Source organism: Bacillus cereus group sp. BfR-BA-01523, assembly GCF_022662615.1.
Classification (GTDB): domain Bacteria; phylum Bacillota; class Bacilli; order Bacillales; family Bacillaceae_G; genus Bacillus_A; species Bacillus_A mycoides.
Genome location: NZ_JAKUDX010000001.1, coordinates 711019 through 737322, shown reverse-complemented (window position 1 = coordinate 737322; position 26304 = coordinate 711019). Strand labels below are relative to the sequence as shown.

The following is a 26304-nucleotide window of genomic DNA, read 5'->3' as shown; positions in this document are numbered from 1 at the left end:
TGTTACTCAATTATAGAATATTAATACTCAGTGATTGATAATTCTGTCTTGTAAGGGGTAGTACCACATCGCTATCAAGCTAAGAAAAGTAAGTACCCCCAGAACGAAATTTTGTGCTAACTTGTAGCAAAAAAGCTCATTTTTTTGTTTTGGGGTAATTCTGAATTCTTAAGTTGATTGGCATGTGGCGGTACCCCTGATAGGGCATGCGATAAAGTGCTATTAAATTCGAGGAAGCCAAAGTATAAAAGGGGCATTTATTGCAGCTCGAATATCTTTTACTGATTTATTGCATATAAAAGTAGCTGCACAAAAGTACAGCCACTCTTTTCTTGAAAACATTATTAGAAAAGATCAAAAGGTATACGTACCTTTTGAAGTGTTAGAATACTCCTGAAGAAATAAATAATTCTAATTATAAAGGGCAGTTAATATTAATTCGTTTTTGGTATAGGTTTTGATCATTATAAATCCAATTTTTCTAGTTTTGGGACGTTTCATTTACAGAAGATAGATAATAACAAAATTTTCTCAATAAGGAATTTACTGCTTTTAATATAATTTTTTAACAATTCATGGTATATCTGTATTAAGGGGACCTTTTCGGTTGATTAGGGAGAAAGATTATAAAAATGATATGGGAGGAACAAAAAATGTCATTGAAAAAGAAATTAGGTGTTGGAGTGGTTTCAGCCGCTCTGGGTTTATCTTTAATTGGTGGGGGAACATATGCATATTTTAGCGATCAAGTGGTGACAAATAATTCATTTGCTGCAGGTACATTGGATTTAGCTATGCAGCCAACTACTTCACTTAACTTAGAAAATTTAAAACCTGGGGACAAAATATTAAAGAAATTCAATTTAAAAAATAGTGGTACATTAGATATTAAAGATATCATGATGAAAATAGACTATACTGTAAACGATTTAAAACAAAATAACACTACAGAAGATTTAGGTAAACATATTAAAGTACAATTTCTTTGGGATTGGGATCCTGCAAAAAGCCCTGTATACGAGACAACTCTTGCAGAACTAAAATCACAAAGCCCAGAGATTGCCTCCAAAAAAGTATTTCATTCTAAGTGGACTGAAACAGGAGGATTAAAACCTGGGAAAATGGATTGGTTTTGGATAAAGTTTATATTTGAAGACAACGGAACAGATCAAAACGTGTTCCAAGGGGATAGTATTGCGCTAAAAATGGAGTTCCAAGCCAATCAAACAGATGGACAAGAAAGATAAATGTAAGAGCATAATACTGGTAAAAAGTAAAACTGAGCTTATGCCTTTTAATAATTTAAAAGAATGATTACAACATATCTATACCAAAAGCCATTGATATCAGCATTTGCGCATGATATTAATGGCTTTTGTAAGTTTAACATTTTGAATGTTTTGTAAAACTAACATTTAATTTATAAATAGAAGAAAAAAATAGCCAAAAGTCGTAGAGCGTTTAAGAGAGTAAATAACGACTCTCTTTTTTTGCTTTTGTATTTTTATAGGTATCCATATACATTGAATACGGAAATCCCCACGCTGCAATTGTGCAGAAATAATAAAGTTGTTTAATTTACAATAAAGTCATTTGAAAAATAATATAGTTGTTTAAAAATCCTTATTCCACGAACGGAGCAGGTTAGTGGAAGCAATAGTAATTAGGTTTGACTGGGAAAATTGTCGATGATATTAAAAAAGACACCGAAGTGTCTTATGTTTTTCAAATTAAGCATACCGATAAATTGAAATATAATTACTTAACATTATGCTTATCTTGGGAGCGGGGTATTTTATCGGTGAGTGTATACAAACCATGTAATGCTTGCTGTTAATAATGCTGACGAAATCAAAGCTGTAAGAACACTATATGTTTGCCACATAAGTATTGTTGACCAATCAAAAGCACAGCACAGTATACCCAGGGCAATCGTAGCGGTCAGGAAAATAACTGTTACGGTTATTCTCTTTTTTGTCATTGGCTGCCGCTCATTCGTTCTCCTTCTGCGTAATCCTAAGATAAATAGCAAAACGGCCAATAGGCAAAGAATAATTGTGATAGACGACAAAATGATATCCAAAAGCTGTGTGCCGCTTATTTCATATGACTGAGTTAGATTGCCTTCTAATATATCTTTAACTTTTAGTACCATGTTTGTATTGGTATTTGCGCCGTTGCTCAGCAAGGAGACGGCTGTTCGTTCATTTGGCAGTATGACTACTTCGGTTCTGAAATTTGGATTGCCCCCAGTGTGTTCTATAATCGTTTGTTCGGCGTTTACGGACCAGCCTGCCGCATAATACATACCGTTGACAGCCGAAACAGACATATCACCCCTATGTGATTTTTCGATAACCATGTGAAATATTTCGGGTATGTCCTGCACGATCCCCATCTGTATGCCCATCCAACGCGCCATATCTTTTGTATTAGAAATGATGTAGCCTGCGGGTTTATTCCCAGCATAATCCGGAGCTTTAAATGGAGTTGTCATAAAAAAGGAAGAACGGTAGCCCTGTGCCAACTGTCCAGTGACTTGAGCAGCTTCTTTATAAACATACGTCTGGTGAAGACCTAACGGCTGAAATACCTGTTCCTTCATAAAGTCTTCATAGCTTTGTCGCGACACAATCTCAATAACCAAACCCAATACGTCATAATTAACGGTTCCATAGTTATACTGTTCACCGGGAGGGAACGCCAATTCAGCATCCACGAGCATTTCCACAGTTTTTTGCAACATATCCGGTGTATTGCCTTGTGGAATATTTTGAAGATGCCTAATATTTGTTAGACCACTGGTATGGTGAAGAAAGTTATTTAGTGTAAGACTTTGCATATCAACAGGTTTCCCCTGATACTTTAACGTAAACCAAGGTAAATATTTTTGAACAGGATCAGTCATTGAGAGCAACCCTTGCTCTTCCAACAACATAATACCCATACCGGTAAAAGCTTTACTGACCGAGGCTAACTCATAGAGTGTATTTTCACTTGCAGACAACCCCTTTTCACGGTCTGCATACCCTGAAGAAAAGTAGAACACTTCATCATCAGCAAGTATTGAGATTGACATTCCCGGTACACCTGATATACGACAGGCATCATCTAGCAACGCTTGTATTGCCGTAGATTGCGAATCTGACAACGCATAACTTTGTGTTGTGAATCCTGAGAATAATATAAATATCGTTAATACAAAAACAATAATCTTTTTCATAAACTCTCCTTTTTGGAAAATTATAAGTGAATAATATAAATAACCTCTTTTTACAACTACGAAACTTAATTTTAATTTATCTTTCTATTCACCTATATAATATCAAGTAATTGTGGAGAGTTACACTTAAAAGAACAGATGCGTTAGTTCAATAAGAAGTAAACAACTTTATTATTCATTTTTTAAGTATTATATAAACAGATGGATGTAATTTGAAACAACTTTAAAGAGCCTTGCTACGTAGAATGTAGTAAGGCTCTTAGCTTTTAATAATCAAAATTCAATAACTTTATTATCATTATACAGCAATCAAGCTAAGAAAAGCATAAATCCCAAAATAGTAAAAGTAATGCTTTGAAAAAAACTATCTACTAGAACTGGTACTCTGTCGGTAAGTCATGAAAGAGGTACTTATATTATTTGTTTTGTAAATTATCTTGAATTTGTTGTTCCATATTTACTAGTGATGTTTTTAGGGAATTACTAAGCTTTTTAACAAATTTAAGAACAAGAAGCCAGTTTTTAATAATAGAATTCTAAAAGCGTTAGGGTAGAAATTTATTGTTTTTGTTAAAAAAGAATTGACTTCTACTATAGTTGTAACTAATATAGTTACATAATGTTGCAATCGAATTGGTTACAACTAATTACTGCTTAAAATAAAAATATGATTTATATATTTAATTAAGGATGGTGGTCCACACGTTGCCACCCGGTGTAGAAAGTTACTAATGCATTCAAATTAATGTATAATCCCAACTTTAGTATTTTCTGATACGGGGCAATAATGTGCAACGTAATCTTTTGTTAAAAACCTTGGTTAATCTTTCTTTGGAAATATTAGTTTTTGGGGAATATAGTAAGGTATCCCAAAAAGAACAAGGTATAAAAAGATGTACTTATATAAACCAAAAAGTTAGCTGAGCTAGATAATAAAAATAAAGGTAGGAGATTTAAATGGAGACAAAACAAGATAACCTTATTTACGTATGGGACGCCTATTGTGGATGGTGCTATGGCTTTTCAGAAAGTATTAAAGGATTTTACAAAAACCACACTGAAGTGCCGTTAACAGTTTTATGTGGAGGATTATTTTTAGATGATTTACCAATGAAAAATTTCTCATATATAGAAGAGGGGAATAAAAGAATTAATCAACTTACAGGTGCAGAATTTGGTCCTTCATATCAAAAATTGGTGGAAGAAGGTACTTTTAAAATGAATTCGAAAGATGCTGCAATTGGCTTTTCAGCTTTACGCTCATTAGCACCAGACCGTTTGTTAGAATTCACTTCGGCTATGCAAAAAGCGTTTTATTATGAGGGCCAAAGTCTGAGTGATCCTGAAACATATCGTAAGATTGCAATTGAGCTTGGTCTGAATTCTAAACAAGTATTAGAACGTTTAAACTCTCAAGAAACAATAATAGATGCCCAAAACGACTTCAATAAAGTTCGACAGCTTGGTGTTAATAGTTATCCTTCATTACTTTTACAAAAGGATAATCAAATTATCCCTATTGGTGGTGGGGTAATGACGCCAGATAAAATTGAAGCGCGTTTTAAAAATTTATATTAATGAATTTTAAGTTACAGTATATAACATTTAACGTTTTAAAAAAGACTAGAATTGGATGGACTTAACCCTTTTTATAACAGTCGGTTTCAATTTATTTTTAAAAAGAGTCCAATTTTAATTTTACTATCAGCTATAGTAGCAAACATGTTAGCTTAAGCCAACTAGCTTCATTACAATTCCGGGTGAGCTAGATCACCCACAAGCAACAGCACCCGGCTATGCGATGTATTTTTGTTGGATGATTCGACATCTTGAGAGTAATCCATGGAATGATCGCATCATGGAGGAAGAACACAAGTGGTTATTAGAACCAAGCGCGAAAATTTGGCCAGAAAAGGAATAGACGAAAATAAAGGTTCTGGTGCAAAAAAAAAGTATAAAAAAGTAGGAACTGAATCTTTTAATTTTAGATAATTTTCAGGTGTGATGAATTCCTCTCACTCTTTATTTTTTTATGGCATTAGGAGAGGCTAGCCCCTCGCTCCACTTTACCCCATACCGAAAAACAAAGGGTATAGGTATACTTTCCTGTTTAAAATATTGTTCGTATAGGAAGCGAATAAGCTTCCTATACGAACAACATTACATATTAATAATTTGGAGGGTTTTAAAAAGAAAGAGGTGGTTTTTAAATGTATAATAATTCAATATATTTTCCTTATATAAATTATGATCAATGCTTCGATCGTCAATTCCCTGGTCCTCAGATTCCAGGTATACCTGGAATGCCAGGTTTTCCGGGTGTACCAAGTTTTCCAGGACAGCAAAGTTCACAAGCTCCAACATCTCCTCCCCCATCATTTATTCCTCAACAATCAACTGCTTCACCATTTGCTGTTGATCCAGGAGCAATTTCATTATGTTTATTTCGAAATACTTATATATGGCTTAGTAATGGTGAACAATTTTGGTATTTCCCAATTTTTGTAGGACCAAGGTCTGTTGCTGGTTTTAGATGGAACGGTAGGTTTTGGGTTATTTTTGGAATTGATACGAGAAGGATTATTTCATTTACATGTTTTTAAAAATTATAGAGTAACGATAGAGGTTTAATTATATAAACAAAAGAGGTATTTGAATGAAAAAATTTCAATCATTTGATGGTACAATAACTATGATTAACGATTTTGTAACAGGGTCAAACGAAGATATAGGATGTAATAAATTAATGTCCGTAGATAATGGTTATGGAAATCTAATAAATTTTGTAGTGAAACCAAATACGTATTTTATCGACTATGCAACGGTAGTAGTAGGAGATAAAGTAACTGGGTTTTACGATGCTAACGCTCCTGCTCCTCTCATTTTCCCACCACAATTTCAAGCGATTGTTATGGCAAAATATACACCGCATCAAAATGTAAAAGTAGACTATTTTAATGAACAGTTGGAGAGTAGTGATGGAAAATTAAAATTAAATATTTCTCCTTCTACTCAAATTTTATTAACAAATGGTCAATTCTTTACAGGTAATCTTGTAAATCGAAATTTAATAGCTATTTATAGTTTTACAACAATGAGTATACCAGCTCAAACTACACCATATAAAATCATTGTTTTGTGTCAAAAGTGATTTCTATTCTAAAGGGTCTCTCGGTTTATCAAACTATAATCCATTGTAGAATCAAAAATTTTAGCCATCTTATTGACCAGAATCATAGGCATGTCAAGAGGCGTTTTGCTAAATCTGCAGGATTTCAAAATCTTCGTCATGCTTCACGTACGATAAAAGGTATCGAGACCATTCATGCCCTATATAAACAACGGCGAAGTCTTCAAAGAGACTCCGCCTTTTCAACGTACAATAGTATTCCTTTCTAAATATGAACATATAAGTATCATAAATACATCAATATCATGAAGATACAGGAACCTAATATGTAATATTGCATATTAATAAATTTATATGAGTATATATAACATGAAAATCACTATAACGAACATGCAGGTTTCCTTTTTTATTTGTTATTTTTATCAGTAAAGTAGACCACATATCAGCTTCAGATACTTGTTTTATGATACAAGTAATCAAACAAAAGGAGGGCCATACAACATAATTACACCATTATTAACAGGGCACTCTTTTAAGTACAGGAGATTATTAGCAGGTGGAGAAAATGTTGAAGATGTACAGACAGATAAACATATTCCATATGAAAAAAATGAATTGCAGCAAACTCTAGAAAAGTACGATTCGAAAGAGTTTGGGTTATAAAAAGAAAATAGATAAATTGACAAGAGAAAAGCACTTTGTGTATATCACAGGTGTTTTTTATTTTCATTTTGATATAGGGCTTGAATTAAATTCCCATGTTTTTTTGCAGCCATTCAATAATGAATATGTACATATTCATTATTGAAATTAGTAATAATAAAATGTATTATTGAAAAGCACTATTTATAATTCAAGTAATCAAGGCTATGTATCCATAATAATTTGAACATTCAGAAATTATAATATTAATCATAAAAATGAGGTGAGTTTAATAGAAACAGTACATATTAAATGGTATGGATTGTATAGTTTAAATGATTTTTATAATAGAGAAGAAGCTTTTAAGAAGGGAATATTTGCAATCTCTAGAGTATATGCTAAGAATGAAACATTGATCTATATAGGAAAAACCAAAAGAAGCTTTATACAAAAGATAAGGGAACTTAATAAAGATTGGATTTTTGATGAAAGCGAATTAAAGATTACATTAGGAATAATAGAGTCTCCTAGTGGTGAAAGTTACTCTGAAAAAAAGGTAAAAGAGATAAAATCCCTTTTGATTTTACGACATACCCCAGTAGAAAACAACACATCTTTATTGTACCATAGAGGGCAGTTTAATTTGAAAATTATAAATAAGGGGAGAAGGGGCTTAATTGTTAAAAAGATTTCTACAGGAGATCTAATGTGGACGTAATTGGAATCACCTTTGAATAAAATTGAAGGTTTCTTACGAACAGATGCTTATCAATTTTTAATGTATTAAAATATTTTTGAATAACATATGTCAGATGCTTGAAACAACACAAATTTTATTATGATATGAAATCTTGTATGGGAATTGTAATTCATTCCCATTGTTTAATGAAAATATTAAGAATTATAAGGATAATGCATAAAGATTAGAAGAGAAAATAAACTCGGAGGTTTAAAAAATGGGACAAGGAAGCAGGTTTCAAGAAAAACAACAAAATCGTCGTAAAAAGGTGATTTTTAATATTGCATTTACTTTGGTATTAGTGACAGTTGGTATAGTGACATACCAGTTGTTTTCCCCTTCTGATACATCAAAGAAAGCAATTGCTCAAGAAAAGAAAGCAACAAAGATAGAAGAGAAGAAACATAAAGAGAAAGAAGCAGCGCAGTTAGAAGAGAAGAAACGTGAAGTGAAAGAAGCAGCGCAGTTAGAAGAGAAGGAACGTGAGGAGAGAGAAGCAGTACTGTTAGAAGAGAAGAAACGTGAAGAGAGAGAAGCAGCACTGTTAGAAGAGAAACAAAAAGCAGAAAAATCGGTAAAAACGAGCGAAAATGAAAATAAAGAGGGAGAAAAAACGGCATCTCAAGAAAAGGGTTCTCAAACTAATCCTTCTTGGAAGCCAATTGGTACAGAGCAAGGAGCAAAACCTGCAATGAAATTTAAAGAAGGAACAGTAGATTGGAATGAGATGAAAAAAGCAATTTCTTATGCTGTTGATGTTCCAGAGGGTCAATTGATTTTTGATTTTATTGGAAATAATGGTGAAAATAAAGCCTACGGTAATGTACGAGATAAGCAAAGTAATAAAAAATATAAGGTTGATATTGATTGGGTAGAGAATCAGGGCTGGAAACCAGTATCTGTTCAAGTGGTAAAATAAATAAGCAAAATGTAAATGCTATCCTCTCTTGTTGTGAGCGACTAAGCTATTAAGTGATGTTATAGAAGTTCATATAGTAGAGATTCCAAAGTTGATGCAGCAATGGCGCGAAGAGAAAGTCAATCCGTGGGAAGATTCGTTTGTTCGTTGGTTATTATTACCTGCGAATGAAGATGAACATCGCACACAAACATTGGAGGATATTGCCATGAACCGAGATCCGATTTTACAAAAAGCAATGAATAAATGGGAACGTATGAGTCAAGATTCTTCTTTCCGTCAAGCATATGAAGCAAGAGAAAAGGCCTTAATGGATGAGGCAGCAAAATTTGCTCATGCAGAACAACAAGGAATTAAAAAGGGAATTGAACAAGGGGTTGAGCAAGGAAAGATGCAACTCATTCGAGGCATGCATAAAAATGGTGTGTCTGTAGAAGACATTGCAAAGCTTACAGGATTACCAGAAATAGAAATACAGCGATTTTTGCAGAGCTAGTTCTTAGAGAAAGCATTTTATCCAATAAAATGCTTTCTCTAACTCTGCCTGAAAAGAAGATGAGATGTCTCAATCTTCTTTTTCTATTTTTAGGGGATACGGAAACATCACTATCAAGCTAATGAAAACGAAATAATCCAAGACCGAAAACTCCTTCCTCAAAAATATAAAGGTGTGAAACACTAATTTTAGGTGGGAGATGAATATCAGTAGGCGTAAGCCTACGTTTTTTTTATACTGTAGATATCGTATAAAAAGGTGAGGTGCACCCTATGTTAGTAAGTAAGGCATATAAATTGCATATCTACCTAAATAAGAAACAAGAAATATTAATTGCTAAAACCATTGGTTGCAATCGCTTTGTATTCAAAACATGAAATTAATTAGCTAAATTCTTCTCTAAATAAAAGACCACTGATTTTTTAAACCGGTGGTCTTAAGTTTACATACTATTCATTTGTATAAGTGTCATATTTTTCTATTGTCTTTAAATGATTTTTGTAATAGAAGCTTCTTATCTTTCTTATTCAAATGTTCCCTTCACTATCGGAACTTTATTTTCTACCATAAACTTGCCTTTTGCAATGACGCTGTGAATGTCCAACGTTTCTTTTTCCAACAATACGATGTCAGCATCCTTCCCGGTTTGGATACAGCCCTTACTTGAAAGTTTCAGCAATTGTGCGGGATTCGTGGTAATGACTTCTAGTGCCGTTTCTAACGGAATACCTTCCACTAAAACAGATTCTCGTACTTCGTGAAATAGCGAAGATACTTTTCCGACTTGAAGGCCTGCATACTCCCCATTGTTGTCAAAGAAGGGGAGGCTGGCCTGTCCATCTGAGGAGAAGGTGATGTGTCCGACTGGGACCCCATCTTCAAGCATTATACGTAATGCCTCACTGCATTTCACTTCCCCGTCCTCCAAAAATTGAGGAGTAGTACTTGTGGTAAAGTCTACGTAACCGCCTCGCTTTGCGTAATCAATACCCGCCCTGAATAATTCTTCGTTTCGATTTATATGTGTTGGATGGAAGTGCCGAATCGGAATGTTGGTTTTATCTGCAATTTCATGTAACAATGAAAGTTTTCCTTCTCCGTCCCCTACATGAACTTCTATTATGCCAGCTTTTCCTGACAGAAGACCGCCATTGCGTGCGGCAGTGGCGACTTTAACTATTTCCTCAAATGTAGGTTCTGATGATCTATGGTCGGAGATAGCAATCTCTCCAACACCGATAATTTTGTCAATTAAAATAATATCATCTTCGATTTTTCCCGTCAGCGTTTTTACTGGCACTTGATAGGAGCCTGTGTGAATGAAACAAGAAACTCCCTCTTCTTCAAGTGCCCGCGCCTTGGCAAGCAGACTTTCCATTTTACGTGTTGTCCCGTCAGTACCGAGTAAACCGATTAGTGTTGTAATACCTGCAGTTGTAATATCAGTAAGCATCAGCTCAGGTGTGCGGGTTTTGAATCCGCCTTCTCCGCCTCCACCAATTATATGAACGTGTGAATCGATAAATCCTGGAACAACCAAAAGATTTGCCGCATCAATGACTAGAATAGGAGCAAAGTTGTAAGGAATTGCGATTCTATCATCTATGAATGCGATTTTATCATCTGCAATTAATATGTCTTTCCGTCCTAGATAGTTGGGTGCGTATACTTCTCCATTTTTTATTAAGGTAATCAATTCTTTTCTCCTCCTGTCAATACTTTTCGTTTTATATCAGAATGGACCATATCCTATGAAGTGAGCTATGATAACAGCTACTAATCCGATGAGATAGTGAATGAACACAAGTGGCAGAATCCACTTTGCCCACTTAGTCCAAGAAATTCCTGCAATCGCCAAGCCTGCCATTAAGGTCGTAGCGGTCGGAAAAATCATATTTCCGATTCCGTCAGCAAAAGAAAACGATAACACTGCAGTTTGGCGTGTAATACCCAATAAGTCTGCAAGTGGCACCATAATCGGCATTGTCAGCATCGCATGACCCGTGCCAGATGCTAGAACAAAATGAATAAGAGCTTGGAAATTGTACATGCCAACAACGCTTAAATAGTCCGGAATATGCTTGATTGATACAGATAATTGATGCAGCATAGGGTCAACGATATGCCCTTCATTTAATACAACAAGAATGGCGCGCGATACACCGATAATCAAGGCACCACCGAGCAAGGATGCAGAGCCGTTTATAAAGGAGTTAACAATCTGATCTGCAGATAGTTTTCCGATGATCCCAATCATTATTGTTAATAAAAGGAATAAAGATGAAATTTCTGTAATGTACCATTCGAATTTGATTACACCAAACGCCAAAACGATATAATTAATTACAAAAGCTCCTAAGATGAACTTATGTCTTCCTGTTAACTTCTCACTTGATTGCAGTAATTTTTCCGCTTCTTCTTTTGTATATTTTCCATAGATGCCAATAGAAGGATTTTTCTTTACCTTCATTGCGTAACGATAGATATAAAGAACAGAAACAAGGTAGATGATAATAAATAAAATAAGGCGAAACACTATTCCTGAGAACATCGGTAATTCTGCGATTCCTTGTGCAAGCCCTACTGTGAAAGGATTCATGATGGCAGTTGTAAACCCTGACAATGCTCCTACTATGACGATAGCAGTACCTGTAATTGCATCAAATCCCAGAGCCAACGCCAGTGGAATGATAAGAGGAAGATAAGCTAGTGTTTCTTCCGCCATCCCCATTAAAGAGCCACCTACAGCGAAAAACAGCGTCACGACAGGAATCAATAGTTTTTCACGCGTCGCCAACTTCCTAGCCATTGTAGCGATAAGCACATCAACCGTACCAGTTGCTCTTAAGACACCAAAAAATCCTCCGATAATCAATAAGAAAAATATAATATTGCCGGCTTCTACCATTCCTGTATGAACAGCTTTTATCATATCGAAAAATCCGACCGGAGCAGATTCTATTGATTTAAAAGAATTTGGGTCTACAGTAGTCCGGTTATTCACTTCAATCCGTGCATATTCTCCGGTCGGTAAAAAATAAGTTAATAGAGTCGCTATTACGAGAATGCCGAATAGCAATACAAAAACATTAATTTTTTTCTCTTTTTTTCCAAGTGAAACAGCCTGTTCTTGTAGTTGGCTCATATGTGTTCCTCCTTTGTATTTAAAATAAATGGATTGAAATAGAACGCTTACAAAAATACCGCTAATAGACCATGTTCTTTTCTCGTATTCTGCTGTTTCCCTCCTTTTCATAACCTCGGACACTTCATTAATTTATACATGCAATATGTGTGCCAATATGGATAGTGTGATTTTTAAGGAGATTTTTATGGCAAGAGTAGAGATTTTGGTTTTTATTGTCCTTTTTTGGCGATATAATAGAACCAATTTAAATATAGGCAGGTGTCTTAATGTTAAAATCCTCACTTACACTTATAGCTGGAAGCTCAAAAACAACGCAAGCCTTACAGGAGCAACTAGAACAATTGCTTGGAGACTATGTTTATATTAAAAGCCATGCTGCGGATGAGGGAATACCGCAGTCTCTTGAAGATACAATTATTTTGTATTCATCAGATTCTGTTTATGATCAAACAAAAGGTATGTATAGCGTGAATGCTGAGAAAATAATTGTGGGAAAGAGAACAGTTCATCATGAATACATTGATAAACTTTTAAGAATACCTGAAGATTCATCAGTTCTAGTGGTGAATGATAATGATGATGCAACAATAAATCTTATTGAATCCTTATATCAACTTGGTATAAATCATATTCAATTTATCCCTTTTCGGAAGGGGGTATTGTTTTATGATGATGTTCGAATTGCTGTTTCGCCAGGAGAAACACATCTGTGCCCTTCTTACATAAAAGAAGTAATTGATATAGGTGTACGTCTTTTTGATATGACAACAATTCTGGAAGTTGTAGAATGTTGTGGTTTGAGCAAGGATATATCCTCGAAGATTTCAGAAAGGTATATTAGCAATATCATTGAATTACAACGTAAGTTATTACATGCAGAGCGGGATGCTAAGCAGATGAGTGAGCACATCCAAAATGTGTTAGGAACTGTCGATGATGGAATATTAGTCGTTAACCAGGAAGGGCGGATTACGGTATTCAATGAACGTCTTACGGCATTGTTTCATATTGTGGCGCAAGATGTGGTTAATGAGTATGTAGAACATGTGATGAGTCGTCGGGATATTACCGATTTCATCATGAATGGAAAGGATGAAAGCAAGTTCTTCGACATAGATGGCGTGGATGTCGTAATTTTTCGTTTGCAAATGATGCAAGAAAATACAATTGTCGCAACTTTTAAGAGTGTACATCAAGCCTTTGAAATTGAAAAAACAGCGCAAAGAGAAATGCGTAATAAAGGATTTCATACAAAATACGGATTTGAGGATATTATCGGCGAACATATTGTAATGAAAGAGCGTAAGCGAATCGCCAAGAAACTTGCCTTATCGGAACATCCGATTTTAATTCAGGGTGAAACAGGGACAGGAAAAGAACTGTTTGCCCATGCTATTCATGAGCATTCATTGCGAAAAAACGGACCGTTTCTGGCTGTAAATTGTAGCGCATTAACAGAGAGCCTGCTTGAAAGTGAATTGTTTGGTTACGAAGAAGGGACATTTACAGGAGCACAAAAGGGGGGCAAGAAAGGTCTGTTTGAATTAGCGGATAACGGAACTATCTTTTTGGATGAAATCGGGGACATAAGTCTTACTGTTCAATCACATCTGCTGCGCGTTCTGCAAGAGGGGGAAATCCGCAGAATCGGTGGTGTAAGAATTATACCTGTTAATGTTCGAGTGATTACCGCAACAAATAAAGATCTTCAAGGAAAGATAAGGGCCGGTTCATTCAAAGTCGATTTATTTTACCGGCTGAATGTACTTAATCTCTGCATTCCACCACTCATTGAGAGAAGAGCGGATATACCAATTTTGATTAAGCATTTCATCACAAAGAGCGGAAAATGGGTAAAGATAGAACAAGATGTGCTGGAGTATTTCATGCAATATGAATGGCCTGGAAATATACGAGAATTAAAAAGTACAATTGATTATATGCTGACAATTTGTGAGGGAAATGTCGTGACGAAAGGAGATCTTCCGTCCATGCTGGGACAAGAGGGGGGCAGCGTGAAATCCGAATATTCCGTATGTGGAAGTATACTGGAAATGAAGGAGCATGTTTTTATCTTGGAAGTAATCAAGCAATGTAACGAAAAAGGAAAGGCGGCAAGCAGAGATCTGCTTTCAAGTAAAAGCAAAGAATCAGACTTTGCTTTATCCCCACAGCAAATCCGTCGCCGCCTGGATATTTTAGAAAGTGAAGGATTTGTCGTAAAAGGAAGAGGGCGAGCCGGTACAAAGATTACTGATGCCGGAATAGAGTATCTGTATTTTCTTAAATCAAAGTATGCTTTGTATTGTTAAAGAAATCATTCCTATATTTTGATTGTGAATGGAAATGATATAATTAGCCATTACAGATTCTGGTGCAAACTTTGCAAGTAATCCCCTAATGTAGATTTCGGATAAAGTTTGATCAAAGTATTGCTGCAAATATTGATTTTATAAAGAGAAGAAACTCACACACTTTGAAAAAATCCGATCAAAATGTGTGGGTTTTAATTTTGGATTCCTTAAGTTTTTATAAAAAAGATTGATCATTTTATGTGGTCTACTTAAATAAACGCAGCTGTTAGTTTAACTATAATTAGTAATTTTTCCTGTTTCTGTTGATAAATATAAAAATACTGCCTAGCACACTTAATGAAAGCACAAAATATAACAATAAATCAGGTAGAAATTCTGAAGGAACAATATCTATCGATTGAAAAATAATAATGGCAATGATACCTAAATATAGGATGTTGTACAACACATTATTTGTTTTATATTGAATTTCTCTCCCTCTTTCGTCTTTTGCTTCATCACTTGATTGAAATTTTATTACATACATCTGACTGATGAATATAAAAACTAAAAATAATGATTTTAACCACAACATATGTCTCACTCCTCCTGATAATCGAACACGTCAGTTATTGACTTTTCAAATATATTTACAATTTTAAAAGCAAGAATTAGAGAAGGATTATATTTATTTTTTTCAAGAGTAGCGATAGTTTGACGACTAACACCCACTCTTTTGGCCAGTTCTTCTTGAGTCCAACCTTTTTCTGCTCGACAAACTACAATTTTATTATGTAACAATAGCAACACCTCTTGAAAAGATTGAAATTTATTTCTTACAATTTGTAAAGTATTTTTGACAAAGTGTTATTTGAAATTAATAATATGCACAAAAAATACCCCTTTATACAAAGGGATAAAGCGGTGCAACTTTTTTATAAACAGTACGACTTTATTTCAAAGGTACAATATTTTTTCTCCTGAAATTAATTTATCATATATAAACTATAAATCTTTTTTAAGGAGAGAGAAACTATGGGGAGTTCAGTTAGTGATCAAGTACTTTCTCGTTCATCAGGTGAGAGTTATAATGATACGGCTTCTGTTGATGTAAAAGTTGGGGATCATTTAGAAACTTGGAAACGTGTTAAAATACCTTCTTCTGTATTATTACATAATCCTAATAATATTTTTGATGCAACTATTTATAAAAATGATGAAACCAAACAAATTATTGTTGCTTTTCGTGGCTCTTGGGAGCAACCAATTTCTTAAGTTGATGGGTATGCGTCAGTACCCCATAAAGAAAAGACACCCATATAAGAGTGTCTTTTCTGATAGTTTTTTTAGCAGAAGCAGCTAGCTCCAACTATGATTAATAAAATAAATAATACAACTAATAAAGCAAAGCCGCCACCACAACTACTACAACTACCACCAAATCCCATAATAGTTCCTCCTTTAGATAGGAGGGGAAAACACGGGGTCACTCATGTATTTTAACGGATTCATTTTACCTTATGTTTTTATAGAATAATTGAGCAGGTCCTTTTGAAAATAAAGAAAAGACACTCTTATGAGTGCCTCTCCTTAGCAGCCGAATCCGCTGCAGCTAGCTCCAACTATTATTAATAAGATAAAGAGCACAACTAGTAAGGCGAATCCGCCACCAAAGCCACAGCCTCCGCCACAACTACCACCAAATCCCATATCAATCTCTCCTTTTAGTAAGAGAAAAAAATCGGGGTCACACATGTGTTTTAACGGGTTTACATTAATTTATGCTTTTTAATGATGAATGAGCAGGTCCTTTAAGCAATAAAGAAAAGACACCCTAAGGTGCCATCCTCCGACTTGAACCATCTTAATTTTAATAATATGTATTGGACTCCCATCCGAATATTATTTTACAAGGTTAAGTAATGTTGGTCATTGAGAAATATGGTTCAAATCCATATTTTAAAAAGTTATATATAAGAGAACAAGCTATTAATTAGGGGTAAAACCACATGCCCATCAACTTAAGGATAGAAACTCCACGGTTTTCCATTAATTGAAATGGACAAACTTTTAAACAGTATTATCCTCTTAAAAATGAGCATACGAAATAAACCATAACGGGTTTCATTTTTTTCATTTAGGGGAACAATTAATCTCTTAAGTTGATGGGTATGTATGGTGCCCATCAACTTAAGGGATATTTTTATACAAAATGCGATTTTTTCACGTAGTATTTTATTATCGTTTATAGATGGTATAAAAGTAGGCATTTCAAATAAACCCTGACGGGTTTGAATCTTTTTACTATGCTACCTGATAAGTAGAAGTGGTATACTCATAGACAACACCCAAAATATCAAAGACTGTCTTTTTCTCATAACAGTGGAACTTTCGCTCGTTTTTCTGTAGGAGGATAAACAGGATCACTTGAGTTGGAAGCTTTTGATACAATCCGATATAGGCTTCGTGAATTTCATGGGTTTGCCCTGGTTGTATCTGGAATTGATTTGGAAATTGTTACAGAAAAAAGACCCGCCATTCTTACAACTCTGGAAAATCGAAAATGGCTGTTTATGAAACTTTCTATATTTATACTTAAAGTTGGTGCTACTTCTTTATTGCATTAGATAGTAATGTAATTTATAATACGTTTAAATGATTAAATTCTTAAACGGAAGGTAATGTTAGCCAAATGAACTGTAATGATAAAGTAATGCATATTTTAGAAAATTTAAGACCATGTTTTCAAGGGTTGGGAGATCCAACTCGTCAGCAAATTGTATCACTTTTAATTGATAAAGATAGCTTGAATGTGACGCAAATTGCGGAGAATATTCCCATGTCAAGACCTACTGTATCTCATCATTTGAAAATATTGAAACAATCAGGGTTACTTCAAGTTCAGAAAAAAGGCACTGAAATGTATTATTGTCTTGAATTTAATGAAACAATAAATCTTTTAAAAGAACTTGTTTCTTTAGTTGAAGATGAATGTAAGAACTAGGTACTCATTTATAGTTTAGGGACACCTTTTGTCCCTTTTTTTAGCGATAATATGTTAAAAGGTTTAAGTTTTTAATCATTTAAACTTATAATCTCATACTAATTAAAATGGAGGTTTCAGATGAATAAAAAAACAGTATTAATTGTTGGTGGGTATGGAGTTGTTGGTAGTCAAATTGCTCGAATTTTACATGATCGACATCCTGATTTGGAAATTAGATTAGGAGGAAGAACCTTAGGGAAAGCGTTACCTTTTGAATCAGAGAGAGTAAAAATAGTCAAGGTAGACAACACAACAGATGATCCCTTAAGAAATTTGGATGATAATTTCACATTAGTTGTTAATGCGGTTAATGATCCTCAAGATAGACTACTCCTATCTGCAGTTCGAAAAAAAATTCCATTGGTTGACATTACTCGTTGGACTGAACGCTTTAAGAGTTCTATTGATCGATTAAAAAATGTTGAGGTGCAATCCCCTGTTGTATTAGCTTCAGGGTGGATGGGGGGGACAGCAGCCCTTTTTTCTAAAATTTATTCAAAAGATCTTCAAGAGGTTACGGTTGATATCAACGCACTATATTCTCTTCAAGACAAAGCAGGACCAAATTCAACAGCGTATATGGACCGGTTAACTATTCCGTTTGAAGTCAAAGCTCGAGAGGGAATGCGACAGGCTTATCCAATGACTAATCCAATCAAAGTCCGCTTTCCCAACGGTTATATAACCAAATGTTATCGTTTGGATACTCCCGATCACGTAACCCTGCCAGAATCAATTCATGCTGTTTCGACTAACTTTCGTATTGCTTTTGATAGTAAAATCTCTACATATGGACTGGTTTCTCTGGTGAATACAGGGATTTGGAAAATGATTAGCGGAGAAAAATTTACCAATTTACGGAAAAATATTCTCTATAAACCCGGAAGGGGAAGTGCACATAACATAGTTATTCACCTTAAAGGTTATGATGCTACTGGTGTATTGCATAGACGATGTGTGAACATATCAGATCCGTTAGGACAGACACATCTTACTGCTTTAGGAGCAGCTGTCCAAGCAGAGAATATTCTACAAACATCTGATATTGTGGTTCTGGATTCTAAAATTTACTTTCCAGAAAATCTATTAGATTTGGGTGTGAATGCATGTGCAATTTTAGATTTTTATAGAGAATATGGAGTTAATATTACGACAGAAAATATATAAAAGGTACCGTTCTATTCGTGTGACCCCTAGTACACATATGGCTATCAAGTTAAGAAATACAAATATATCCAAAAAGAGAGAATATGCATCTTCATGAGAAAATGTACATTCTCTCTTTTTGCGGTGTTATAAAATTCTTAAGTTGATGGACATGGGGTAGCACCAACAAAACACAAATTTCGTACGCTACGACAGCGTAACGATTTTATGCTACCAGTAAAAAACTGATTAGTGAGAGCTCATAATGTGCGGGGGAGGGACACCCCCGCGAATTTAAGTTTCACTTTATAAAAAAGTAAGGACCGGTACCGCTTGTTATTTGACGATTACTTTTCCATCCATTCCTTTCAAGTAGTGGAACCGACATATTAGTTCATATGTACCGGGAGTTTCAGGTTTTACGGTAATTGTTATTTCTTTTCCTGACGGGACTTCGGCGTCAATTCCGAGTTTTTTCACCGTAAAGGTATGTTCTCTATTTCCTTTGTTTTTCAATAGCAACGTCGTCGTTTTCCCAACCGGAACAGTGATGATACTCGGATTAAAGTAATCATCATTCAATTCAACCTCAATAGGCTGTCTCACAACGTCGGATTCGGCAAATACACGGAGCGAACCTAAAGTAGTCATAACTACAATCATCGCAAGTGAAATGATTAATCCAGTTAATAGCTTTTTCACAGACATTCGTAATCCCTCCTTTCCTAAGCACTAGTGTTTTCAAATTACTAAAATATTATCAATATAAATGGGGTTTAGGCGTGGCTTAAATAGTAATTCTTTCGGCAACTCCTACTAACCAAGTACTAACTGGAATAGGATTTGGGTAAATAAAAAAAGCCTCCACTACTGTGGAAGCTTCTCCAAATGATGTGCAATATCAATATACATATCGGAATAAACCGAATGGATTTCATTACTAGGCGCAGCGTTAGAAGAGAAGTGGACGATTACCATACTTGCTTTCGGATCGATGTAAAGGGTTTGTCCGTAACTGCCTAACACTTCGAAAGCACCTTGTTCATTGTGCGGAACCCACCATTGATTATGATAAGAAATGGAAGCACCATGACCAATTGCGAGCTCACCTTCTTGTACATTTTTCACACTTTCTGTAATAGAAGAAGGGACGATTTGTTTTCCGCTATATTGACCATTATTTAATAATAATTGTCCGAACCTCGCCATATCTCTAGCAGTTGCATTTAAGCCAGCGCTTGCTTGTTCTACTTTTGTTTCATCTGTAACGTAATAAGCGTCTTCTTCCATACCAATGTGAGACCAAATTCGCTCGCTTACATTTTCAGCTAACGATTTCCCTGTAATCGTTCGGATAATCCAAGCGAGTGTTTCTGTTGATCCGTTATTGTAAGAAAAAGCTGAACCAGGTGGTGCAGTTTCTTCTGCTTCTAGTAACATATCATAAATTTTCATAGGGCCCTCGTAGTTTTTTCCTCGGGGTAAAATATTACTAGCTAAATATAGTTGTGCATCTTGATTTTCTAGTCCTAGCTGCATATATCCGTGAGTAGGGTATTCAGCGGAAACTTGCATGTCCATTAATTGCTGAAGTGTTGCTTTTCCAAACGGTGTATTTTTTAATTCTTTTATGTAAGTGTCAGCTGTTTTCTCTACATCAATAAGATTTTCTTCAGCGAGAGATTGTATGATTGCACCAGTAAACACCTTTGCTAATGATGCCATTCCATGAGGTTCACTCTCGTTATATCCATTGAAATATCGTTCATAAACAAGTTGACCATTATGTACAACGACAAAAGCATCTGTTTTGTTTTCGTCTAAAAGTTTTTTTAGAGGAGTCGTATTTCCAAATCTACGCTCCACAGCAAAATCGTCTAAGTTTTGTAACGCGGTAGGGAAGGGAGCAACTTGGTCAGGGATGTTTTTTACTTCATTTATTAAAGTGAATTCTTTCATATGTGTATACGACCAGCGTAAGTAAGGATCGTCCAACCAGTTTTCTTTTGTGACATTTGCTTTAGTGGGGGTCGTTTTATTATTTTTAAAAAAAGTAAACCCAAGCCCTGTAACTACGAATAGTAATACTAGTAACAGTAATAGCAGGGGAGATTTCTTTACATTCATATAGGTACCTCCTTTAGTTTCTATTATAAGTATACGCTCGTCTTAAAATAAATACAAAATAAGGAAAGTAAACGGGTAAGTTTACTTTCCTTATGAACGTTAAGCAGATATTTGTCCGTCTGTACTTTGTTTCTTGAATTTTTGTTTTCGTCCGTGTAATCCATAATATAGAAGTAAAGTGAACGCAACGATAATAGCTGCGATAAAATACATATTATGATAACTTGATTTGGCAGCGACTATACCTAAAATGAAAGAACCGAAGCCAATGCCACTATCAAAGAACGAGTAGTAAGTAGCTGTCGCAGAACCACGTCGATGGTTTGGAGCGGCAGAAATTGCAATCGTTTGGAAACTTGGAATTAATGTTCCGTATCCTAAACCGATTAACATACCTGCGCCAAGGAACCAAAATGAAGTTTGCGCTTGGCTTAAAATGAACATCCCAATTGTGAAAATAATAATAGCGGGATAGATAAGTACATTTTCACCGAAACGATCAAATATTTTCCCTGTAAATGGACGAGAAATGACCACAACAAGTGCGTATAAAATAAAGAAGTAACTTGCAATTTCGCTTAAACCGAGCTCTTTCGCATAAATAGGAATAAAGGATAAAATGCCACTATAAGAAAAGGCTAAAACAAATCCTGTCAGAGCGATTGGAATAGAAGATGGTTCAATTAAGTCTTTCCATTTCATTTTTTCTCGTTTTTGTTTGTTTACTGGTGCTTCATGCGGAATATTGACTAGTAATCCTAATAAAAATGCGAGTAATGAAAATACTGAACAAACGATAAATAGTACAGTAAATGAAAAATGAGAAATAATTGTTAAACCTAAAAAAGGACCAATTACCATCGGTAGACTCATAAATACGCCGTAATAAGCAAGTGCTTCGCCACGTCTATGAGCTGGTGCTACATCAGTTACAATTGTTCCAGTTGCTGTTGTTGCCATTCCGAATCCAATACCATGTAAGAAGCGAAGGGCAAGTAATAAAAATAAACTTTGCGTACCGAAATACATAACGGTAGCGGCTAAAAATAGTGAAAGTGAAATAAATAATATTTTCTTTCTTCCTAAATCATCGAGCCATTTTCCTGTGAATGGTCTACATAAAACAGATGAAATAAGAAAAACAGTTGCAACTAAACCAATTTCCTCAGGTTTTCCTTTTAGGCTGTCTATAACATAGACAGGCAGAGTAGTCATAAGCATGTAAAATGTTAAAAAGAGAAACAGACTACTAAAACAAGTTCCGAGGAAATCCTTCGTCCAAAGTTTTTCACTTTGCATCGTCATCCCTCCATATTAATGATCTAAATTTTTGATGATTTGTTGTAACAATTGAAAAGCTTCATGTAAGTCTTCTTCTTTAATACCTTCTAGCGTCTTTTCTTCAAAGGAATCAACTTCTTCTTGCCATACTGGAATCATTTGTAGTGCAGTATCAGATAATGAAATCAACTTTTCACGGCGATCTTTTCCTTCAGTACGAATAATCCAGCCCATTGTTTCCATACGTGTTAACGTACGAGTCATCGTTGGTGATTCAACATTTAAATATTGACATAATTCTGTTTGGGTACAAGATCCAGTTTGATTAATGCGGAAAATAACAGCCCATTGCGCACTAAATAATCCTGTTGGAGATACACGTTCATTAAATTTCTTCGTAAACTTACGAGAAGTTTGACTGACAATGTGGAAAAAATGTTGTTTTTCGTCCATGTATTTTGATCCTTTCAAATTAGTTACCTAGCTAACTATATACCTTTTTATTTTACTTGTCTAGTAATAGACATGTTGTTTTATGTGGAAATTTCGTATAGATTTTGTATTGAGAACGTACATTCTACATGGTATTCTTTAATTAAGTAAAGAATTTTCTTTCTATTAAATAGAATGGGGGAACTTGTGATGATTAAGCCTGCAACAATGGAGTTTGTTTCACTATCGAACGGAGAAACGATTGCGTATCAGGAAGTTGGAAGGCAAAATACAGAAATTCTTGTACTCATTCACGGGAACATGACATCGTCACAACACTGGGATTTAGTTATTGAAAAGTTGCAAGATCAATACCATATTTACGCTCTTGATTTAAGAGGATTTGGCCAATCAACATATAATCAATCGATAGATTCATTACAAGACTTTGCAAGAGATGTAAAACTATTTATCGATCAATTAAAACTAGAAAAATTTTCATTAATGGGCTGGTCAATGGGCGGTGGTGTTGCGATGCAATTTACAGCGAATCATCCAACATTTGTCGAAAAGTTGATTTTAGTAGAATCAGTGGGAATGAAGGGATATCCAATTTTTAAAAAAGATATTAACGGGCAACCGATCGTATCAAGTTTAGTAAAGACGAAAGAAGAAATCGCGCAAGATCCCGTACAAATTGCTCCAGTGCTAGATGCGATAAAAAATATGAATAAATTATATTACCGTACAGTATGGAATCTATTAATATATACACATAATCAACCTGAACCGGATCGTTATGAAAAGTATTTAGATGATATGTTAACGCAACGTAATTTCGTAGATGTGAATTATGCGCTCATTACATTTAATATTTCGGATGAACATAATGGGGCTGTAGAGGGAAATAAGCAAATTCATCATATTAAAGCCCCAACACTCGTCATACAAGGTGACAGAGATTACGTCGTACCGCAAGTAGTCGGTGAGGAATTAGCAAAACATTTGCCAAATGCAGAGTTGAAGATATTAGAAGATTGCGGACACTCACCGTTTATAGATTGTTTAGATGTATTTATAAAACATGTAGAGGATTGGTTAGACAATAAATAATTCCCGAAATATAAAACTTGCATATACTATAGCATTTGTATGTATAAGGGGAGAGAGTCAATGCATAATCCATTTTTAATATATCATTCTCCATATAATGATCATCAATATATAAAAATGATTATAAATCCGATGTATATGCAAGTTTCACCAGCTGTAGTTCCTTTGCAAGTGCAGCAATCAATGGTCCATACACATCCGATTTTATTTGGGCCTTCATTTTATGAAAATCCATATTTTAAGCATTTTCATTACAATGTGAAAGCGCAAGTATGGGAAGGATAAGAAGCTAAAAGGTTCATTCTTTTAGCTTCTTTTTTTATTATGAATATTCGTACACGCATTTGAAGAAACAGTTTATAATGAAAAGTGGAAAGCGTGAGAAGGAGAGGGAAAGGGATGTCGATGCGTTTTACTTTTTGGATTATGGTTGGAATTGTAGCAATCTCAGGTTTGTCACAAGGGATGCTTTTACCGACCATTGCAATGATTTTTGAACAAGAAGGGGTTAGTTCAAGTATTAACGGTATTCATGCGACGGCATTATATATTGGGATATTAGTTATTTCACCGTTTCTTGAAAAACCGATGCAAAAGTTTGGAATGAAGCCAATTATCGTTATTGGTGGGTTTCTCGTTATTATTTCATTATTCTTTTTTACACAAACTTTTTCATTTTGGGTATGGTTCGTTCTTAGATTTCTAGTTGGAGTCGGAGATCATATGCTTCATGTCGGAACACAAACATGGATTACGACAACATCAGACCCGAGTAAAATAGGTAGACAAGTATCGATATACGGTGTATTCTTCGGAATTGGTTTCGCAGTTGGCCCGTATTTAGCAAGCACTGTTCAGTACGGTCTTGCAACACCATTTATCGTATCTACTATACTTTGCTTAATAGGATGGCTTTTACTACTACCAACGAAAAATGCATTTCCAGCACAAGATGAGGCAAAAACTGAAAGTAAATCATCCTTTTCTCGTTATAAACAAGTCGTTGGATTAGCTTGGATTGCGCTAATTGGTCCGCTCGCATACGGCGTACTTGAAGCGATGTTAAATAGTAACTTACCAGTATACGCACTTCGCAAAGGATGGTCTGTATCGGAAGTTTCCTTCTTATTACCAGCATTCGCAGTTGGGGGCATTATTACACAAATCCCGCTCGGTATATTAAGTGATAAATACGGGAGAGACCGTATTTTAACGTGGACGTTCAGTGTAAGTACGGGCATTTTCCTACTTGCAGCAGTATTTGATCAATATTACTGGATCGTCTTTGCATGTATGCTTATAGCAGGTATGGTCATTGGCTCGTGCTTCTCACTAGGGCTTGGATTTATGACAGATTTATTACCGAGACACTTACTACCAGCGGGTAATATATTATCCGGAATCGCCTTTAGTATAGGAAGTATTATGGGACCTGTATTAGGAGGCGTATTTATAGAAAAAATACAGTATACAAGCTTTTTTATTGCGGTTATGATTATAATGGGAATTCTCGCAATGGTATATATGGTTTACATGAAGAATCAATTCGCATCAAGAAAAATAGAAAGTAGGTTAGGGCATGACAAAACAACCTAATAAAAAGAAATTTGAAGTACTCGAAAACGAAACAATTACAGACTGCTTAGCACGTATGGAACAAGAAGGATATGCACCGTCTCGTCGCATGGAAGAACCAATCTTTCATGAAGTGAAGAAAAACGGCAAAACAGAAGTTGAACCATGCGGTAGAAAAATTGTTTTTGAGGGGAAATTGAAGTAATCAAATAACAGATTTTCTTTTTGATACAGAACAAGCCATCCAATTCATCCTCTATGAATTGGATGGCTTGTTTTTTTACACTTGATCAGTGAAGGAAAATATATTTTCTGGGAAGAACGAAAAGACATGCCCAATTCTTCTAAATCCTGTTTTCTAGACTGTAGCTTCATGTAGAAAACTTTGCAACAGAGCCTTTATTTATTGTTTTTGCTAAAACTTATGTACAATTCACAGTGCGAAACAACACATATAAAATGCCACTTCCTTTTTCATTTCTCCTAATTGGCTTCTTTATATGGATCGCAGAAAATATTGCTACTTTTTTCGTATATTGATAAAATAAGTTCTTGGGTCTTACTTGTTGTTATCAGTATAATGATTATCGCTCAACTTAAAGAAATTAGTTACACAGATTTCGCACTATCTAAAGAGGGGACGGCAGCGATTCCCTCTTTTTGGAGCCACTCACAAACGTAAAGCAAGAGAGGAGGCTATATGAACTATTCTCCTCTCTTGTTTAGATTAACCAGCTACTACAATTGGAACAGGTATATCAAGTTCAATATCTGGAGGATGTTGATTGGAACCTAGTCGACATTCTGGTGGATAATGTTTTTCTAGCAATCTATCAATTCTGATGGAATCGATAGATTGTTAGAAAGTGGAAAAAATATCCGTATATTCCGAAGCAGATGTAACAGAGTGTCCTTCCATAATTAAGTGTAAAACCAAAATACGTTGTTTTAAAAAGTTATTTGTTAGAACTGGTTATAAGTAATAAAACAGAA

Annotated in this window: 27 protein-coding genes and 5 pseudogenes; 21 read left to right on the top strand and 11 right to left on the bottom strand. The window is 35.0% G+C overall.

Annotated features, from left to right (window positions below):
* Positions 1–653 precede the first annotated feature (653 nt).
* On the top strand, positions 654–1247 hold the full coding sequence (locus MR066_RS03755; protein WP_002084491.1) for a TasA family protein: 594 nt from the start codon (positions 654–656) through the stop codon (positions 1245–1247).
* Between the two features lie 548 nt (positions 1248–1795).
* Here MR066_RS03755 and MR066_RS03750 read toward each other — a convergent pair.
* Positions 1796–3223, bottom strand: a complete 1428-nt coding sequence (locus MR066_RS03750) for a serine hydrolase domain-containing protein (RefSeq protein WP_242246028.1) — start codon at positions 3221–3223, stop codon at positions 1796–1798.
* Positions 3224–4180: 957 nt separating this feature from the next.
* Here MR066_RS03750 and MR066_RS03745 point away from each other — a divergent pair.
* The 10 genes and pseudogenes from MR066_RS03745 to MR066_RS03700 form a co-directional block, all read left to right on the top strand.
* Positions 4181–4801 carry a DsbA family protein gene (locus tag MR066_RS03745; protein WP_002033220.1) on the top strand — a complete coding sequence of 207 codons (621 nt, stop codon included), beginning with the start codon at positions 4181–4183 and terminating at the stop codon, positions 4799–4801.
* 163 nt (positions 4802–4964) lie between these two features.
* A pseudogene (locus tag MR066_RS03740) lies at positions 4965–5144 on the top strand (5-deoxy-glucuronate isomerase); the annotation flags it as partial.
* A 289-nt stretch (positions 5145–5433) separates the two neighbouring features.
* Positions 5434–5826 (top strand): transporter, encoded by a 393-nt coding sequence (locus MR066_RS03735; RefSeq protein WP_002031996.1) that lies wholly within the window; start codon positions 5434–5436, stop codon positions 5824–5826.
* A gap of 53 nt (positions 5827–5879) precedes the next feature.
* On the top strand, positions 5880–6374 hold the full coding sequence (locus MR066_RS03730; RefSeq protein WP_002013693.1) for a hypothetical protein: 495 nt from the start codon (positions 5880–5882) through the stop codon (positions 6372–6374).
* A gap of 23 nt (positions 6375–6397) precedes the next feature.
* Positions 6398–6622, top strand: a pseudogene (locus MR066_RS03725) (DDE-type integrase/transposase/recombinase); the annotation flags it as partial.
* A 187-nt stretch (positions 6623–6809) separates the two neighbouring features.
* Positions 6810–7016, top strand: a complete 207-nt coding sequence (locus tag MR066_RS03720; RefSeq protein WP_002031994.1) for a hypothetical protein — start codon at positions 6810–6812, stop codon at positions 7014–7016.
* A 262-nt stretch (positions 7017–7278) separates the two neighbouring features.
* Positions 7279–7713 carry a hypothetical protein gene (locus tag MR066_RS03715; RefSeq protein ID WP_002035470.1) on the top strand — a complete coding sequence of 145 codons (435 nt, stop codon included), beginning with the start codon at positions 7279–7281 and terminating at the stop codon, positions 7711–7713.
* 238 nt (positions 7714–7951) lie between these two features.
* Entirely contained in the window at positions 7952–8653 is a 702-nt protein-coding gene (locus tag MR066_RS03710) for a YrrS family protein (RefSeq protein ID WP_215588359.1), read from the top strand.
* 43 nt (positions 8654–8696) lie between these two features.
* Positions 8697–9149: pseudogene (locus MR066_RS03705) on the top strand (Rpn family recombination-promoting nuclease/putative transposase); the annotation flags it as partial.
* 272 nt (positions 9150–9421) lie between these two features.
* Positions 9422–9517 (top strand): annotated as a pseudogene (locus MR066_RS03700) (helix-turn-helix domain-containing protein); the annotation flags it as partial.
* A 155-nt stretch (positions 9518–9672) separates the two neighbouring features.
* On the opposite strand, the gene iadA reads toward MR066_RS03700, so the two are convergent.
* Positions 9673–10845, bottom strand: a complete 1173-nt coding sequence (gene iadA, locus MR066_RS03695) for a beta-aspartyl-peptidase (RefSeq protein ID WP_242246027.1) — start codon at positions 10843–10845, stop codon at positions 9673–9675.
* A gap of 36 nt (positions 10846–10881) precedes the next feature.
* Positions 10882–12294 (bottom strand): YfcC family protein, encoded by a 1413-nt coding sequence (locus tag MR066_RS03690; protein WP_242246099.1) that lies wholly within the window; start codon positions 12292–12294, stop codon positions 10882–10884.
* Between the two features lie 269 nt (positions 12295–12563).
* Here MR066_RS03690 and MR066_RS03685 point away from each other — a divergent pair, with 269 nt between their 5' ends.
* Positions 12564–14609 carry a sigma 54-interacting transcriptional regulator gene (locus tag MR066_RS03685; RefSeq protein ID WP_242246026.1) on the top strand — a complete coding sequence of 682 codons (2046 nt, stop codon included), beginning with the start codon at positions 12564–12566 and terminating at the stop codon, positions 14607–14609.
* Between the two features lie 283 nt (positions 14610–14892).
* Here MR066_RS03685 and MR066_RS03680 read toward each other — a convergent pair whose 3' ends face one another.
* Positions 14893–15186, bottom strand: a complete 294-nt coding sequence (locus MR066_RS03680) for a hypothetical protein (RefSeq protein WP_002084521.1) — start codon at positions 15184–15186, stop codon at positions 14893–14895.
* A 5-nt stretch (positions 15187–15191) separates the two neighbouring features.
* On the bottom strand, positions 15192–15392 hold the full coding sequence (locus MR066_RS03675; RefSeq protein WP_002084522.1) for a helix-turn-helix transcriptional regulator: 201 nt from the start codon (positions 15390–15392) through the stop codon (positions 15192–15194).
* Positions 15393–15626: 234 nt separating this feature from the next.
* On the opposite strand from MR066_RS03675, the gene MR066_RS03670 reads away from it, so the two are divergent.
* Positions 15627–15866, top strand: a complete 240-nt coding sequence (locus tag MR066_RS03670; RefSeq protein ID WP_002035481.1) for a hypothetical protein — start codon at positions 15627–15629, stop codon at positions 15864–15866.
* Between the two features lie 71 nt (positions 15867–15937).
* Here the strand turns inward: MR066_RS03670 and MR066_RS03665 are convergent, their stop codons facing one another.
* Both MR066_RS03665 and MR066_RS03660 read right to left on the bottom strand, forming a co-directional pair.
* Positions 15938–16039 (bottom strand): YjcZ family sporulation protein, encoded by a 102-nt coding sequence (locus MR066_RS03665; RefSeq protein WP_000505688.1) that lies wholly within the window; start codon positions 16037–16039, stop codon positions 15938–15940.
* A gap of 142 nt (positions 16040–16181) precedes the next feature.
* Positions 16182–16301, bottom strand: coding sequence for a YjcZ family sporulation protein (locus tag MR066_RS03660; protein WP_002035483.1), 120 nt, complete (start codon positions 16299–16301; stop codon positions 16182–16184).
* A gap of 722 nt (positions 16302–17023) precedes the next feature.
* Between MR066_RS03660 and MR066_RS03655 the strand changes: the two genes are divergently transcribed.
* The 3 genes from MR066_RS03655 (at position 17024) to MR066_RS03645 (ending at position 18804) form a co-directional block, all read left to right on the top strand.
* Positions 17024–17218, top strand: a complete 195-nt coding sequence (locus MR066_RS03655) for a hypothetical protein (protein ID WP_242246025.1) — start codon at positions 17024–17026, stop codon at positions 17216–17218.
* A 65-nt stretch (positions 17219–17283) separates the two neighbouring features.
* Positions 17284–17595 (top strand): ArsR/SmtB family transcription factor, encoded by a 312-nt coding sequence (locus MR066_RS03650; protein ID WP_002013825.1) that lies wholly within the window; start codon positions 17284–17286, stop codon positions 17593–17595.
* A gap of 120 nt (positions 17596–17715) precedes the next feature.
* Entirely contained in the window at positions 17716–18804 is a 1089-nt protein-coding gene (locus tag MR066_RS03645; RefSeq protein WP_044443391.1) for a saccharopine dehydrogenase NADP-binding domain-containing protein, read from the top strand.
* A gap of 315 nt (positions 18805–19119) precedes the next feature.
* Here MR066_RS03645 and MR066_RS03640 read toward each other — a convergent pair whose 3' ends face one another.
* The 4 genes from MR066_RS03640 to MR066_RS03625 all read right to left on the bottom strand — a co-directional run bounded on the left by MR066_RS03640 (position 19120) and on the right by MR066_RS03625 (position 22644).
* Positions 19120–19491, bottom strand: coding sequence for a cupredoxin domain-containing protein (locus MR066_RS03640; protein WP_002013813.1), 372 nt, complete (start codon positions 19489–19491; stop codon positions 19120–19122).
* A 159-nt stretch (positions 19492–19650) separates the two neighbouring features.
* Positions 19651–20910, bottom strand: a complete 1260-nt coding sequence (locus tag MR066_RS03635; RefSeq protein WP_242246024.1) for a serine hydrolase domain-containing protein — start codon at positions 20908–20910, stop codon at positions 19651–19653.
* 99 nt (positions 20911–21009) lie between these two features.
* Entirely contained in the window at positions 21010–22209 is a 1200-nt protein-coding gene (locus tag MR066_RS03630; protein ID WP_002128166.1) for an MFS transporter, read from the bottom strand.
* Positions 22210–22224: 15 nt separating this feature from the next.
* Positions 22225–22644 carry a MarR family winged helix-turn-helix transcriptional regulator gene (locus MR066_RS03625; RefSeq protein WP_242246023.1) on the bottom strand — a complete coding sequence of 140 codons (420 nt, stop codon included), beginning with the start codon at positions 22642–22644 and terminating at the stop codon, positions 22225–22227.
* Between the two features lie 174 nt (positions 22645–22818).
* On the opposite strand from MR066_RS03625, the gene phaZ reads away from it, so the two are divergent.
* The 5 genes and pseudogenes from phaZ to MR066_RS03600 all read left to right on the top strand — a co-directional run.
* Positions 22819–23736: an intracellular short-chain-length polyhydroxyalkanoate depolymerase gene (gene phaZ, locus MR066_RS03620; protein WP_242246022.1), complete on the top strand. Its 918-nt coding sequence runs from the start codon at positions 22819–22821 to the stop codon at positions 23734–23736.
* Between the two features lie 60 nt (positions 23737–23796).
* Positions 23797–24021, top strand: a complete 225-nt coding sequence (locus tag MR066_RS03615) for a hypothetical protein (protein ID WP_002013808.1) — start codon at positions 23797–23799, stop codon at positions 24019–24021.
* A gap of 114 nt (positions 24022–24135) precedes the next feature.
* The gene (locus MR066_RS03610; RefSeq protein ID WP_002142467.1) at positions 24136–25332 is read left to right on the top strand and encodes an MFS transporter; all 1197 of its coding nucleotides are present in this window, start codon (positions 24136–24138) and stop codon (positions 25330–25332) included.
* Positions 25316–25516, top strand: a complete 201-nt coding sequence (locus MR066_RS03605) for an NETI motif-containing protein (protein WP_000166305.1) — start codon at positions 25316–25318, stop codon at positions 25514–25516. Before MR066_RS03610 ends, MR066_RS03605 begins: the two co-directional genes overlap by 17 nt.
* 194 nt (positions 25517–25710) lie before the next feature.
* Positions 25711–25993: pseudogene (locus MR066_RS03600) on the top strand (DUF817 family protein); the annotation flags it as partial.
* Positions 25994–26304 lie beyond the last annotated feature (311 nt).